The following is a 14,817-nucleotide window of genomic DNA, read 5'->3' as shown; positions in this document are numbered from 1 at the left end:
AATCGCGACCTCCCGTCGGGTCAGGGATCAATTTGGTTTGTCCCGCGTTCGGGACAGGTGGGCATTTTACCCTGATGCGATGATTGTTATTTGCCGCAGTGGCGCAAAGTCAACAAATACAGCGATGTGACAGATCGCACTGCGACTGTATTCGACAAGCCTTAATTATGCCGCAAGTGGTTATTTTTTCGCCACATTGGAATGTAAATTGTATAGTCACCACACGAATGAGTGAAATGTATCTGTCCAGTAGATGAGGTCCAGGTGAGTAAGATCGCACTTGTTGATGACGACCGTAATATCCTGACGTCGGTTTCGATGGCGTTGGAAGAAGAAGGATATGAGGTCCTGACATATTCTGATGGCTCGGAGGCACTTCATGCCATCACGAAGGAAGAGCCTGATCTTGCGGTGCTTGATATCAAGATGCCCCGTATGGACGGACTGGAACTTCTGACCCATTTGCGCAAGAAAACCGAAATGCCGGTGATCTTCCTGACGTCCAAGGATGACGAGGTTGATGAACTGACCGGCCTGCGCATGGGTGCCGATGACTACATCAAGAAACCGTTTTCCCAGCGTTTGCTGATTGAACGTATTCGCACCCTTCTGCGTCGCGCGGAAATCATGCGTGCGGGCGGTGTTCGCCCGAACGGGTCGGACGATGTTTTGCAACGCGGTGATCTGGTGCTTGATCCGTCGCGCCACATGTGCAGCTGGAAAGGTCAGCATGTTAATCTGACCGTGACCGAGTTCCTGTTGATTCAGGCACTGGCCAAACATCCGGGGCATGTGAAAAACCGTGACCAGCTGATTGATGCGGCTTACGGCGAACATATCTATGTCGATGACCGCACGATCGACAGCCACATCAAACGCCTGCGCAAGAAATTCCGCGAGACCGACAAGGAATTCAAGGAAATCGAAACCCTGTATGGCGTCGGTTACCGGTACCGCGACACGGCCACTGTGGCAGGTTGATCAGGATTTTTGACGCGCCGGAGCTTTGGGCTTCGGCGCGCACTCTTTTGCAGGCCCGCTTCCCGGGCCGGTTATTGCAGGTTTGAATGAGCGATCTTGGGACTGGTGATCACGACCAGCACACAGGTCCGTCCGAACCCCGGACGACACGGATAGAGGAACGCCACGGGCTTTTTTCGCCTTTGACCTGGCGGATTCTGGCCGTGAACGCGCTGGCACTTTTTGTGCTAGTGGCGGGTATTTTGTATCTGGGCCGCTACAAGCAGGAACTTATTCATTCCGAACTGGAAGCCATGGCGGTGCAGGCCGAAATGTATGCCGCCGCCCTGTCGACATCGGCGGTAAGTTCCAGTGATGATGCAACCAACCGGGTGAAAATCGAAGTGGCGCGCGAAATGGTGCGCCGTCTTGTCGGTATTACCGGCGCACGTACCCGGCTTTTTGCCACCAATGGCAGCCTTCTGGCTGATAGTCGCAGCATCCAGTCACTTGGTGCGGGCACCATTCAGGCCGAACAGCTTCCACCACCCGGCGAAGAAGATGCCTTTGCCGACATCATGCGCAAACTGACCGATGGCATCCTGACATTGTTTGAGGGCGAACAACCCTTGCCACTTTATGTCGATCCGCCGGTTGCCAGCGCGGCCGATTACCCGGAAGTGCGCGCAGCCCTGGCGGGCTATTCGCGCGGGGTGGTTCGTGTCGATAGCGAAGGACGCCGGGTCTTGTCGGTGTCGGTCCCGGTTGCACGATTCAAGCAAGTTCTGGCATCGGTGATGATGACCAAAAGCGGCGAATCGATTGAAAACGCCCTGCATGCGGTGCGGCTTGATATCCTGAAAATCTTTGTCTTTGCCTTTGGCATCACGGTGTTGTTGTCGATCTATCTTGCCGGGGTGATCACACGGCCGCTCAACCGGCTGGCACGTGCGGCCGAACGGGTCCGGCGCAGCAAAAACCGCCAGTTTGCCATTCCCGATCTGTCGGATCGCCGTGATGAAATCGGCGATCTGTCGACCACGCTTCGCGATATGACCGAAACGCTTTGGGATCGCATGGATGCGATCGAACGGTTTGCCGCCGATGTCGCGCACGAGATCAAAAACCCGCTGACGTCGTTGCGGTCCGCGGTGGAAACCGCCACGCGCCTCAAGGATCCGGAACGCCAGCGCCGCCTGATGGAAATCATCGCCGAGGATGTCCAGCGTCTTGATCGCCTGATCAGTGATATTTCCGACTATTCGCGTATGGATGCCGAATTGTCGCGCGCCGAGAGCGAGGAAGTCGATCTTGGTGTGCTGCTTTATACGCTGGGCGAACTTTATAACGCCGATGCCGAGGGCCCGCGGATCAAGGTTTCGGTGCCTGAAAACCTGAATGTCCCGGCGCTTGAAAGCCGTCTGACACAGGTATTCAGGAACCTGATTTCGAATGCGATTACCTTTACGCCCGAGGGCGGTGAAGTGCGCGTACGGGCATGGCGGGATAAAAACTGGGCGGTGATCACGGTCGAGGATGATGGCCCTGGCATCCCGCCCGGCAAGGAAGAGGCGATCTTCAACCGGTTCTATACCGAACGCCCCGCGACCGAGAAGTTCGGGCAGCATTCTGGCTTGGGGCTTTCGATTTCCAAGCGAATCATTGCCGCCCATAACGGCGAGCTGAGTGCACAGAATCGCGTGGTTCGTGACGAGGTCAAGGGCGCTGTCTTTACCATTCGCCTGCCGCTCGACTAAGATTTTTCAGCTCAGAAAGTGGGAAATGCCTATGCGGGAGGTTAAGTGGATCACGCCCCGGGCTTTTGGGGTTTGACAAGCCAACCTCTGCCAAGCATCGTTTTGCATTATGTCCCAGCTTCACGCAAATTGTGTCCGGATCGGCGCCCATGCGGTGCTGTTGCGCGGACCATCCGGATCTGGAAAATCCGGGCTTTCGCTGCGTCTGATCGACGCGGGCGGTTTTCTTGTTTCCGATGATCGAACCGACCTTGTGGCGCGCGATGGGCGCCTGATCGCCTGCGCACCCGATCAGATTGCCGGATTATGCGAAGTCCGCGGCATCGGTGTTGTGCGCGGTTTGCCGCAAAAAACCGAAGGCGATGTGCGGGTTCTGATTGATCTGGTCACCGATCCCAACATGGTTGAACGCATGCCTGAACCCGATTTCGAAGAGATTTGTGGCATTGCGATCCCGCGTTGGACATTATGTGCATCCGATCTGGCCATCGAGGCAAAGATTGGAGTAGCTTTGGCGCTCGCGACGGGTGGAATGACACTTGAACCGTAATCCACAGGACCCAGACTTGCAGAAAACTTCGGCGAATTCTTCGGACAGCCAGAATAAGGCCCTGGGGGCGTTTGATGGCAAAAGCGGACTGGTTCTTGTGACCGGAGTATCCGGTGCCGGACGCACGACGACGCTTAAGATTCTTGAAGATTTCGGCTTTGACGCGGTCGATAACCTGCCGCTGCGTATGCTGTCTGCCCTGGTGCCAGGCGATTGCCGCCCGGAACAGCCGATTGCCATCGGCCTTGATATCCGGACCCGTGATTTCGGTGTTGATCAGTTTGTCGAGATTGTCGGTCGCCTGCGCAAACAGACGGGCATGGATCCGTTGATGATCTATGTCGATGCCGACACGACGGTCCTGCAGCGTCGATTTACCGAAACCAGACGCCCGCATCCGCTCAGCCATGATCGGCCTCTGGTCGACGCGATTGAGCACGAAAAACGCCTGATGGCGCCGATTGCAGCGACCGCGGATATGCGCATTGATACATCGCGCCTGAAATCGGCCGAGCTTCGCAAGATCCTGCAAGACCAGTTCGACATTGGCGAAAACGAAGGCCTTGCGATCTTTGTGCGCAGCTTTTCGTTCCGTCAGGGTGTTCCGGCAGAAGCCGATCTTGTTTTTGACGTTCGCTTTCTGCGCAACCCGCATTATGATCCCGAGCTTCGCCTGATGACCGGGATGAATGCGGCTGTTGGGCAATACATAGAAGAAGACCCGGATTTCGCCGGGTTTATCGACCGCCTGAAGGCAATGCTGGAGCCGATTTTGCCGCGCTATGCGCAGGAAGGTAAAAGCTATCTGACCATTGCGGTCGGGTGCACAGGTGGTCAACATCGTTCGGTTTATATCGCGCGGTTACTCAATGACTGGATTGCCGATCTGGGATATGACACACATCTCAGCCATCGGGACAAACCGGACGAGCCGACCTCGGGGGAGTGAAAAATGGAGAAAACTGCATGATCGGGATGGTGCTGGTCACCCACGGCGATCTCGCGAAAGAGTTCGTATCTGCCTTGCAGCATGTTGTTGGCGAACAGGAAAATGTCGAAGCGGTCTGTATCGGACCGGATGACGACATGGAACAACGCCGCGCAGATATTCTTGCCAGTGTCGAAAAGGTCGACAGCGGTAAAGGTGTTGTCCTTCTGACCGACATGTTTGGCGGGACCCCGTCCAATCTGGCGATTTCCATTATGGAACAGGCAAATGTCGAAGTCATCGCAGGGGTTAATTTACCTTTGCTGATTAAACTCGCATCTGTTCGCATCGACGGCACCTTGGCCGAAACGGTCAATGCGGCCCAGGATGCGGGGCGTAAATACATCAACGTTGCGTCGCGTTTGCTGAGCGGCGAGGAATAAGTCAGCCACAAAAAGAACAGGGCCGGATGCGCGGGGACAGTGCGTCAGGCTTGCGGGGACATACATGGCGCAGAAGGAAAAACGCACTTTAACAATCAGCAACCAGCGCGGATTGCACGCGCGGGCGGCGGCAAAATTTGTTAAACTGGCAGGTGAATTTCAATCGAGCATCATGGTGCGCAACCGTGGCACCGAAGTGTCGGGTGTGTCGATCATGGGTTTAATGATGCTGGCGGCATCGATCGGCACCGAGATCGAGGTCGAGGCGACCGGCCCGGACGCCAAACAGGCGATTGATGCGCTTAACGAACTGGTCGATGCCAAGTTCGACGAAGAATAAGACCGATCCGGCCTTTATTTAGGGCCGAAGATGTCTGGCTTTTCGGAAACAACAAGAACGAGTTGGTAGCAAAGAAGGCTTGCAAGTTCCTCCGACAGACCAAACTGTTTCAGATGAAAATAACTCGGGCGTTCGCCGGGTCATTACCGGATTGGGCGCATCGGGCGGGATTGTGATCGGTCGCGCCTTTGTTCTGGATCGCCAGATCGTCCATGTCAGCCGCAAGCCGATTTCCCAAGATGCCGTGCAGGCCGAATGCAAACGCCTTCATGATGGCGTTGCCGAAAGCATTGATCAGCTCAAACGCCTGAAATCCCAATCATCAAGTGCCGAAAGTGCCGCATCCGAGGAGCTTGGCTTCCTGATGGATGCCTATATCCACATGCTGACCCAATCGCGTCTGGTGCGCGGAGCCGAAGAACTGATCGTCTCGCGCAAGCTTAATGCCGTGCATGCGGTCAGCGAAGTGATCGATGCGATTGCCGAACAGTTTTCGGGCATGGAAGACAGCTATCTCGCGGCACGCGCCACGGACATTCGCGAGGTGGGCCTGCGTCTTATGCGCTGTTTGATCGGCGAGACCGACCGGGCAATGGACAATGCCCCACAGGGGTCCATCCTGATTGCCGAGGATGTCAGTCCAGCCGATATGGCGCGCTTTGAACCGGGCCAATTGACCGCCTTTGTCACCGCCCTTGGCGGGGCAGAGGGGCATACCGCCATCATGGCGAGATCCCTTGGTATCCCGGCCGTTTTGGGGGCTGCTGATATCGTTCGCGGCGTTGCCGGTGGCGATCAGATTATTATCGATGGCGGGCGCGGCGAAGTGATCCTGTCGCCAAGCGATGCCGATATTGAACATTATACCCAACGCCGCGCTGACTGGCTGGCGGCGCGCGAAAAGCTGGCATCCCTTCGCGATGTACCGTCATCAACGCGTGACGGTATCGATATTGATCTGCATGCCAATATCGAACTACCAATCGAACTTGCCGCCGCCCTCGAAAACGGGGCGACCGGTATCGGGCTTCTGCGCAGCGAGTTCATGTTCATGAACAAGGACTACCTGCCCGACGAGGACGAGCAATACGAAGAACTTGCCGATATCGTCAAACGCATGGATGGCAAACCGGTCACCATCCGCACCCTTGATATCGGTGGTGAAAAACTGGCCGTCGCGCTTCAAGATGAAATCGTGTCTGGCCCGAACCCGGCCCTTGGATTGCGTGGCATACGGTTATCATTGCGCAAGCCGGAACTGCTTGAAGCACAGTTTGCCGCCATCCTGCGGGCGTCCCTGCATGGCTCGGTTCGGGTGTTGCTTCCGATGGTGGTCAACGTGCATGAAATGACGCGTGCGCGTCAGATCTATGAGGCGGTGGCAAAACGCCTGCGCAAGGACGGACATCCGATCCCCGAAACCCTGCCGCCGCTTGGTGCGATGATCGAAATTCCCGCCGCGGCGTTGGCGGCGGATACCTTGGCGCGCGACAGTGATTTCTTTGCCATCGGCACCAACGACCTGACGCAATATACCCTGGCGATTGACCGTACCGATGATCAGGTGGCGGGCATGTTTGATCCGTTGCATCCGGCTGTGCTGCGCCTGATCCGTGATGTGATCAAGGTTGCCCGCGAACGCGATATACCGGTTAGTGTCTGTGGTGAAATGGCCGGTGATCCGCGTTATGTGCCGCTTTTCATCGGGTTTGGCTTGCGTAACCTTTCGATGTCGCCGGTCAATCTGTTGCTGGTCAAACAGCGCCTGCGCCGCCTTGATAGTCGCAATTCCGAACATCAGGCCAACCGCGTCATGGAACAATGGGATTCTGCCCGGATCGCCATGATGCTTGATGACTTCAACGATCTCGCCTGAAAAATCCCGTTCCTCATAGCTTGTTGTGATCGGCATCTGTCCCAACATAGGGGACAGTTTTGTCCGCGCTTATTCCTGGTTTCCTGCTGCAAAAAAGGCCGGGATTTCAAGGCATGGGCATCTTTGAACCGGTTCGGTTTTGCCCGGAATGCAAATTCCGTCAAAAAAGGACTTGAAAACGATATAAAGATATCTTTATATGTGGCCTATAGCGATCAGGGAAATGATCGCAACAGAATTCTTCGGCGTATCGGCAGGATGGAAATTCCATGCGGATGCGCCATTCCTGTTTGATTGGAGACGATATGTCGAACTTTACCGATTACAAGGTCGCTGATATCTCGCTGGCCGGTTGGGGCCGCAAGGAAATCGCGATTGCCGAAACCGAAATGCCGGGCCTGATGGCGCTGCGCGATGAATATGGCGCGGCCAAGCCGCTTGCTGGCGCGCGCATCGTCGGCTGCCTGCACATGACCATTCAGACCGCAGTTCTGATTGAAACCCTGACGGCACTCGGCGCAGAAGTTCGCTGGTCTTCGTGCAACATCTTCTCCACCCAGGATCAGGCTGCTGCGGCGATCGCGGCTGCTGAAATCCCGGTATTTGCCTGGAAAGGCGAGACCGAGGAAGAATTCTGGTGGTGCATCGAGCAGACCATTTCCGGTCCGAACGGCTGGAAGCCGAACCTGATCCTTGATGATGGCGGCGACGTTACCCAGCTGATCCACGACAAGTATCCGGAACTTCTTGAAGACATCAAAGGTCTGTCGGAAGAAACCACCACCGGTGTGCATCGCCTCTATGAAATGGCGAAAAAAGGCACGCTTAAGGTCCCGGCGATCAACGTCAATGACTCGGTCACCAAGTCGAAATTCGACAACCTGTATGGCTGCCGTGAGAGCCTTGTTGATGGCATCAAGCGCGCAACCGACGTCATGGTTGCCGGCAAGATCGCCGTTGTTGCCGGTTTCGGCGACGTGGGCAAAGGTTCGGCCGCGTCCATGCGCAGCCAGGGCGCACGCGTTCTGGTAACCGAAATCGATCCGATCTGCGCATTGCAGGCCGCGATGGAAGGTTACGAAGTCACCACCATGGAAGATGCAGCCCCGGTTGGCGACATTTTCGTCACCACCACCGGTAACATCGACATCATCACGCTTGACCACATGCGTGCGATGAAAGACCGCGCAATCGTTTGCAACATCGGTCACTTCGATTCCGAAATCCAGATCGGTTCGCTGCGTAACTACAAGTGGGACAACGTCAAGCCGCAGGTCGACGAAGTCGAATTCCCGGATGGCAAACGTCTGATCGTTCTGGCCGAAGGCCGTCTGGTCAACCTTGGTTGCGCAACCGGTCACCCGAGCTTCGTGATGTCGGCATCCTTCACCAACCAGGTGCTGGCTCAGATCGAACTGTGGAAAAACCACGCGAACTACGAAAACAAGGTTTACGTCCTGCCGAAACACCTTGATGAGAAAGTTGCAGCCCTGCACCTTGATCGTCTTGGCGTGAAACTGACCAAGCTGTCGTCCGAACAGGCCGAATATATCGGCGTTCCGCAGGCTGGTCCGTTCAAGCCGGATCACTACCGCTATTAATTGGCGCTACTAATTGGCAGCTGCCGATTTGCATCAAAGCCGGTCTGTTCATTCAGACCGGCTTTTTTGGTGTCCAGATACAATGCAAGTTGTTAGAAGCATTTTAATCTTGTCAGACGGATGGCGGCCATGCCCCAGCTTGAAATCGAATATTCTGCTCAACTGCCCATCAAGGATGAATTGTCCAAGCTGGCGGTCGATCTGCATTACGTGATCGCCCGCGAGGCCGATGCGGAACTGAGTTCTTTCAAGACCCGGATTACGCCGCTGGAAAATGTCGTGATAGGTGATGGCGATCCGAAAAACGCCATGGTGCATCTTGATATCCGGCTTCTGTCAGGCCGGATCAATGCGGTGAAATTCGCCACGGGCGAGGCCGCCCTTGCCGCACTCATTGACCGGCTGGAATGGCTGGTTGGCGATTATCAGGTGCAATTCACCGTCGAGGTGCATGACCTTGATCGGGAAAACTATTTCAAGCATGTCACTGACGGCCCCCGCGCGGCCTGATTGCGCCGCCACGTTTCCCGGGTGATTACATCAGAAGCGCTTCGTGGATTGGATGATCCGGGCCATAGCGATCATTAAGCAACTTTATCAATTCACGCGAAAAGCCCTTGCCAGCATCAAGCAGGGATCGCAATTCCGTATCATTGCGATCATGCGGACCAACACCATCAAGGCGCGCACGCACTTCCGGATCGGAAAGTTCGCGCAGGAAACGGTCATAAAGTTCCAGTGCCGGCAGGCTTTTTTCGCCAAACACGGTTTGCAGGCGCGTGATCGGTGGCAGCTGTAAAAGTTCGGACAGTTTTTCGCGTTTGCCGGCATAATCCCGGCCGGCGGTTTCGGCTGCTGCGATAATGCCGCCGAAATAAAGCATCTTGCGCGAGAAAACCAGTTTCAGCCGCCGGGGTGCCCAGGCCTTGCTGGCGTCGCCTTCGCGGGTCTTGATTTCAAAATCGACGCTGATGGTGCGGTAATAGCGGATCACGTCATTGACCAGAAAACGCGCAATGGAATCACGTGTGACGGAGCTTGTGACGTAATTGGCGATCAGATCGTCAAAGAATTTACGCTTGCCCGCCTCGTTATACAGCCACTCACATTCCAGCAGGAACAACAGCCGCCGCGTGGTGATCGAGTTGGTATCGCCATCAAGCCCGATACGATTAACCAGTTCCTCAGCCGTGATATAGGACGAAAACGGGCCGTTTACCGCCGGCTTCTTGGTGACCATCTTGCCAAGGATGTCGGCGACCTGTTGGTGCGGCGCCTGACTGCGTTCGGCCTCGCGGCCAATGATGAAGTAATCCAGATCGGATTGATCGGATGCTTCATGCCGCCCATAGGACCCGGTTACCACCACGCAAAATGTATCGCCCGACAGGCTTTTACCCAATGCTTCGCGCATCTCGGCCAGACGGGTGGCCGAGTAGTGCTGATTGGTTGCGATGGTTTTCGGTAACAAGATCGGGACAGCCTCTTGGTGCGACTCGTTGATATCCGAGTATCTGCCTAATGGTTAAAGATTAAAACCACGTTTAACTGATATGGCACTGTCCAATTAAGCTGATTGACAGTTTTATGGGCGCGGCAGATATTTTTCGCGCTTGTTCAATATCTTGAACCTTCTGCGTCCCCCTTGACCACGAAAGTTTTCCCATCATGGACATTTCCGATCTGCCGTTCGGTACAACCGACTGGTCTGCGATTGAACCGACCGAACATAGCGGTGAAACCGGCATGGCGACCTGGCGAACCCGCCACTTTGGCCCGATCCGTGTGCGAATGGTGCAATATTCCGCTGGGTATCTGGCGGATCACTGGTGTTCCAAGGGGCACATTTTATTGTGTCTTGAAGGCGAACTGGTGACCGAGCTTGAGGATGGCCGGACCTATGTCCTGAAACCGGGTATGAGCTATCAGGTGGCAGATAACGCAGAGGCACATCGTTCCTCAACCGAAACCGGCGCGACCCTTTTTGTCGTTGATTAAAAAGGTTCTGCCTTAATCAAACAGGCTGGCCGCGGCGGCCTGCTGGGCCGGATCGGTCAGGCTGCCGACACGGCGCAGGAAGGAATGCTTTTCCTCGTAATAGCGTTTTGACAGATCGGCAAAGCAGCGGACTTCGACATCGGTATTGATGTGGAATTCACGCCGCGGCACCTTGGCCTCGTGCAGGTCAAAGCTGCTGGCCGATGCGCTTAGTTGATGGTCGACAACATCGGCAACGCCATCAAGCTCGATCCGGTTTTTCAGACTATGCAGGAACTTCTTGAACGGCGGATGGCTGTTTAAGAACGCCTTTTCGGTCAGCAGGAAGTCATCGGCGGCAAAGTCCGGTGCATTTTTGACAACAAATTCGCGGCACAGATGGTCGGTGGCAAAGCACATCGGACCAAAGATGAAATTGCGATAGATGTCTTCTTTCAGCTGCCAGAACTTGTCGAGACGTTTGAGTGAATCTGCATCAAGTTTCACCGCCGCCTCAAGCAACAGGCGCGGGTGGCAATGCACATGGTTGGGATGGACATACGTCTTGGTGCGACTGATGCCCTCCAACGTGTCGATATTCACCGGGCCGGAAAACAGGGCGGCATGCGGGTGATCGGACTTCTTCGATAAAAGCGCGATCACTTCATCCGGGTCGACACCATGTTTGACCAGCAAATGATTAACCGACAGATCAAGATCGACCTCGCCGGTGATGATCTGGTTGGTCAATTGATGGTGGTTGCGGTTAAAGCGGCGCGCGAATTCCGGCTCCAGCGTATGGGAAAACGGGCCGTGGCCGATGTCATGCAACAGGGCGGCTGCGCCCAGAAGGTCGCAATCGGCATCCGATAATCCCATCAAGCGGCAATAACGTTGCGACAGCAATGCGACGCCAATCGTGTGGTCATAGCGCGAATGACGGATATTGGCCGGGCGTCCGTTGGGGTGGAACAGATAATCAATGGCACCCAAAAACGAGATTTCGCGCAACCGTTCAAAGGCGGGTGATGCGATCAGTTTTTTGTGCAAGGGCCGGTCAAAGGCCGAGGCGATCTGGGCGCGTTTGAAATGGTAGTTATATTGCGGCACATCGCGAAACAGCAGTTCCCATTCGGCGATGTCATCGGCATTGAAATTGGTATCAAACAGATCGCCGATTTCGGGTGCCGGTTTTGCCGCCGCCTTGAGCACGGCAGAGTCCTTTTGTGGCGCGGCCTGCTTGGGCTCTGCGCGCTGGGCAAAAAGGTCTAGCTGCGGTTTTGGGCTCATTTTAGGAATGGTTGATGCGCTCAGTTGAGAATGTGTGTCCCGCAGACATAAACGGAATCACCGGCCATGTCATTGCGGTTTTTCGTAGGGCCTAAACTCATTCACATAATCGATCCGGTCTCCCGTATTTGTATGGATACGCGAAGCAAAACCGCAGGAAGATATACATCTTTCAAGGTTTTGCGACAAAGTAGCCCTTACAAATACGGGTGATCCGAAGGACAACTGATATGAGAGAAAGCCTCTGCGTCAAATCCCTTGGCCGGGGACGACCCCGCCCTGCGGTCTTTTCCTTGTCTTTTCTCTCATATCAGTTGCCGGACCGGTCATGTGAATGAGTTTAGACCCTAAGATTTCGCCATGAAATACGCCACCAGACAAGCCTGTTGCCGTAATGATGTGAAACGGTGGTAAAAGCACGGCGTTTTCACCATAATAATAGCTCATAAACACAAACGGTTAACAACACGTGACACGGCGAGCATCCGAACAGGCATCCACACAGCTTTGCGCAGGCAAAAAGACAGTGGCGATCATGCGCAGACTGTCTGATTTGGCGCGCCTGGCCTTTTGGCGCAGCACGGGTGCGATGGTTGCCTCGTTTGGTCTTTCGGCGAGTGCGCAGGCCCAGGAAAAATTTCGCCTCAATACCACAACCAATGCAGCCGAGGGCGCGACTCCCGCAGTGGCCCAGGCCGACGGCATTGGTGCCACGATTTTCGGAAGCCTGGCGGGCCTAAGTGACCGCGACTGGCTGGTTGTTGGTTTGGCGGCCGTCGGTGGTGCGGCGATTGCCGGTTGGGTTGGTTGGCGGCTGTCGCTGCGCATGCGCCGTCACCTCGAAGAAGTCGAAGATCACGAACATGAACTGGCAGGCGAGACAGAGCTTTTCACCCAGCTTTTATTTGCCGGACCCGACCCGGTTTACTATTGGAGCCGCCATGGCTTTGCCGAGGGGGCCAGTCCGTCGCTCAAACGGGCCTTCCAGCTGGGTCAGGATGGACGCTTTCCCGATCTGCTTGATCTGTTGCGTGATGAAGATGCCGCAGCGCTCAAGGAACGGGTGCGGAACCTTAAAACCGGCCATGATCGGTTCGAGCTGTGGATTACCACCGTCGATGAGCGCAAATTCCACGTCACCGGCATGGCCGCGCGCAAGGACCGGTCATCGGACGTTCTGGCGCACGGTTTGTGGTTCCGCGATGAAACCCGCCATTCGCGCGAACGCGAAAATCAGTTTGGCGATTTTCAGCTGCTTAAACACGAAGTATCGGGCCTGCGGCAGTTGCTTGATAGCTTGCCCTTCCCGGTCTGGCGCCGCGATAGCGAACTTCGCCTGATTGATTGCAACATCGCCTATGCCGATGCGGTCGAATATCAAACCATCGAGGATGCCCTGGCCGCACAGGCCGAAATTGGTGCGGGGGTGATTCCCGATCACGGGCGATCATTGGCGGCATCGGTTCAGCGCAATAATGAAAGCCTGACCCGCGATTTCCATGTTGTCATTCGGGGTGATCGCAAATTGCTGCGCATTACCGAAATGCCGGGTGGGGCGGCGAACGAGCCCGATGGCCTGATCGGTTTTGCGATTGATTGCACCCCGGTCGAAGAATTGCAGTCTGATCTGTCGCGCCATATTCGCGCCCATGCCGAGGTGCTTGAAAACCTGGGCACTGCGATTGCGGTGTATGGCGGGGATAAGGGGCTGATCTTCTTTAACACCGCCTTCACCAAGCTTTGGGATCTTGATGATGAATGGCTCTGGACCGAGCCAACCCATGATGATGTTTTGCGGCGTCTGCGCGATGAACGCAAACTGCCCGAAGTCACCGATTTCGCCCAGTTCCGCCATACCGAGAACCAGCGCTTTACCGATCTTCTGAAACCTGAAGAAGACCTGATGCATTTGCCAAATGGCATGACGTTGCGTCGCTTTATCTCGCCCCATCCGTTTGGCGGGCTGATGTTTGTTTATGAAGATGTCACCGACAAGCTGGTCCTGGAAAGTTCCTACAACACCCTGATCGCGGTCCAGCGTGAAACGCTTGAAAGCCTGCACGAGGCGGTTGGCGTGATCAGTGGCGATGGGCGTTTGCGGCTGTATAACCATGGCTTTGCCGATCTTTGGGGCCTTGAAAGCACCTTCCTTGATGTCGCGCCGCATCTGGGCGACGTGGTCGAGAAATCCAAGGATTACTGGCGCGAACGCGATGACTGGGAAAAGTTCAAAAACCGCATGGTCGCGCGGATCACCAACCACGAACCGATGAATGGCCGGTTGGAACGGGCCGACAATTCGATTGTTGATTTTGCCATTGTGCCGCTGCCCGACGGGGCGGTGATGATGTCCTATATCGATGTCACCGATACCATCCGGGTCGAACGTGCGCTGCGTGAACGTAACGAGGCCCTGCGCACCGCCGACCAGATGAAGTCGGACTTCATTTCCACCGTATCGCGCGAACTGACCAAGCCGCTGGATCACATCAATGGCGAGTCTGATCGACTGATCCCGCACCTGACTGGCAATGTGGCGCGCTCGGTCGAAACCATCCGGACCGAAGCACAAAGCATGCTAGCACTTGTCGATGACATGCGCGATCTGGCAACGCTTGGATCCGGGCAGGTCGCACTTGAACTTGATACCGTCGACCCACGGCGTTTGCTGCGCTCACTCGAAGCCCTGACACGGGCGCGCTTGGCGGAGCTGAACGTGTCGCTGCGCCTTTATTGTTCGCGCCAAATTGGCTGGATGGTGGCCGATGAACGGCGCCTGAAACAGGCCTTGTTCATTCTGGTGACCAATGTGCTGCGCACAGCACCCGAAGGCAGCGAGGTTTCCGTGGTGGCAAAGCGCAGTGGCGAGGATATCGAAATTTCGATCTCGCTCTCGGACGAAGCCCCGCAACCGATGTTGTTTGAAGGCCTGCGCGAAGGCGAGTCCCCGTCGGCCCGCAGGGCCCTTGGCATGGCGATGGTGCGCGCCGTTGTCGAAATCCATGGCGGGCGGGTGAAGATCAGCCGCGATGGCCGCAAGATCGCCTGCATCTTGCCCGCGGGCGAGGAAAGTGATCTCGGCTAAGGCCGCAGAT

Annotated in this window: 13 protein-coding genes; 11 read left to right on the top strand and 2 right to left on the bottom strand. The window is 55.7% G+C overall.

Annotated elements, in window-relative coordinates:
- Positions 1-264 precede the first annotated feature (264 nt).
- The 9 genes from B2T33_RS11140 (at position 265) to B2T33_RS11100 (ending at position 8,965) form a co-directional block, all read left to right on the top strand.
- Entirely contained in the window at positions 265-981 is a 717-nt protein-coding gene (locus B2T33_RS11140; RefSeq protein ID WP_008889052.1) for a response regulator transcription factor, read from the top strand.
- 86 nt (positions 982-1,067) lie between these two features.
- The gene (locus tag B2T33_RS11135) at positions 1,068-2,717 is read left to right on the top strand and encodes a stimulus-sensing domain-containing protein (RefSeq protein ID WP_286792030.1); all 1,650 of its coding nucleotides are present in this window, start codon (positions 1,068-1,070) and stop codon (positions 2,715-2,717) included.
- Between the two features lie 109 nt (positions 2,718-2,826).
- Positions 2,827-3,267, top strand: coding sequence for an HPr kinase/phosphorylase (locus B2T33_RS11130; RefSeq protein WP_286792029.1), 441 nt, complete (start codon positions 2,827-2,829; stop codon positions 3,265-3,267).
- 16 nt (positions 3,268-3,283) lie between these two features.
- Positions 3,284-4,216 carry an RNase adapter RapZ gene (gene rapZ, locus B2T33_RS11125; protein ID WP_008889055.1) on the top strand — a complete coding sequence of 311 codons (933 nt, stop codon included), beginning with the start codon at positions 3,284-3,286 and terminating at the stop codon, positions 4,214-4,216.
- A 17-nt stretch (positions 4,217-4,233) separates the two neighbouring features.
- The gene (locus B2T33_RS11120; RefSeq protein ID WP_008889056.1) at positions 4,234-4,638 is read left to right on the top strand and encodes a PTS sugar transporter subunit IIA; all 405 of its coding nucleotides are present in this window, start codon (positions 4,234-4,236) and stop codon (positions 4,636-4,638) included.
- 64 nt (positions 4,639-4,702) lie between these two features.
- Positions 4,703-4,978 (top strand): HPr family phosphocarrier protein, encoded by a 276-nt coding sequence (locus B2T33_RS11115; RefSeq protein ID WP_008889057.1) that lies wholly within the window; start codon positions 4,703-4,705, stop codon positions 4,976-4,978.
- 79 nt (positions 4,979-5,057) lie between these two features.
- Positions 5,058-6,854 (top strand): phosphoenolpyruvate--protein phosphotransferase, encoded by a 1,797-nt coding sequence (gene ptsP, locus B2T33_RS11110; protein WP_051007567.1) that lies wholly within the window; start codon positions 5,058-5,060, stop codon positions 6,852-6,854.
- A 305-nt stretch (positions 6,855-7,159) separates the two neighbouring features.
- Positions 7,160-8,455: an adenosylhomocysteinase gene (gene ahcY / locus B2T33_RS11105; protein WP_008889059.1), complete on the top strand. Its 1,296-nt coding sequence runs from the start codon at positions 7,160-7,162 to the stop codon at positions 8,453-8,455.
- Between the two features lie 129 nt (positions 8,456-8,584).
- Positions 8,585-8,965 (top strand): 5-carboxymethyl-2-hydroxymuconate Delta-isomerase, encoded by a 381-nt coding sequence (locus tag B2T33_RS11100; protein ID WP_064780501.1) that lies wholly within the window; start codon positions 8,585-8,587, stop codon positions 8,963-8,965.
- Between the two features lie 25 nt (positions 8,966-8,990).
- Here the strand turns inward: B2T33_RS11100 and B2T33_RS11095 are convergent, their stop codons facing one another.
- A complete protein-coding gene (locus tag B2T33_RS11095) occupies positions 8,991-9,926 on the bottom strand; it encodes a DUF294 nucleotidyltransferase-like domain-containing protein (RefSeq protein ID WP_286792028.1) in 936 nt (311 codons plus the stop codon).
- 197 nt (positions 9,927-10,123) lie between these two features.
- On the opposite strand from B2T33_RS11095, the gene B2T33_RS11090 reads away from it, so the two are divergent.
- Complete coding sequence (locus tag B2T33_RS11090) at positions 10,124-10,453, top strand: DHCW motif cupin fold protein (protein ID WP_210516310.1); 330 nt, start codon at positions 10,124-10,126, stop codon at positions 10,451-10,453.
- A 12-nt stretch (positions 10,454-10,465) separates the two neighbouring features.
- On the opposite strand, the gene B2T33_RS11085 is transcribed toward B2T33_RS11090, so the two are convergent.
- On the bottom strand, positions 10,466-11,722 hold the full coding sequence (locus B2T33_RS11085; protein ID WP_252724027.1) for an HD domain-containing protein: 1,257 nt from the start codon (positions 11,720-11,722) through the stop codon (positions 10,466-10,468).
- A gap of 535 nt (positions 11,723-12,257) precedes the next feature.
- Here B2T33_RS11085 and B2T33_RS11080 point away from each other — a divergent pair.
- Positions 12,258-14,807: a PAS domain-containing sensor histidine kinase gene (locus B2T33_RS11080; RefSeq protein WP_286792027.1), complete on the top strand. Its 2,550-nt coding sequence runs from the start codon at positions 12,258-12,260 to the stop codon at positions 14,805-14,807.
- Positions 14,808-14,817 lie beyond the last annotated feature (10 nt).

Origin of the sequence: Thalassospira sp. UBA4513, from assembly GCF_002388495.1 — a bacterium.
Classification (GTDB): domain Bacteria; phylum Pseudomonadota; class Alphaproteobacteria; order Rhodospirillales; family Thalassospiraceae; genus Thalassospira; species Thalassospira tepidiphila.
The sequence above is the reverse complement of the archived record's forward strand: the minus strand, read 5'-3'. Positions and strand labels throughout refer to the sequence as shown.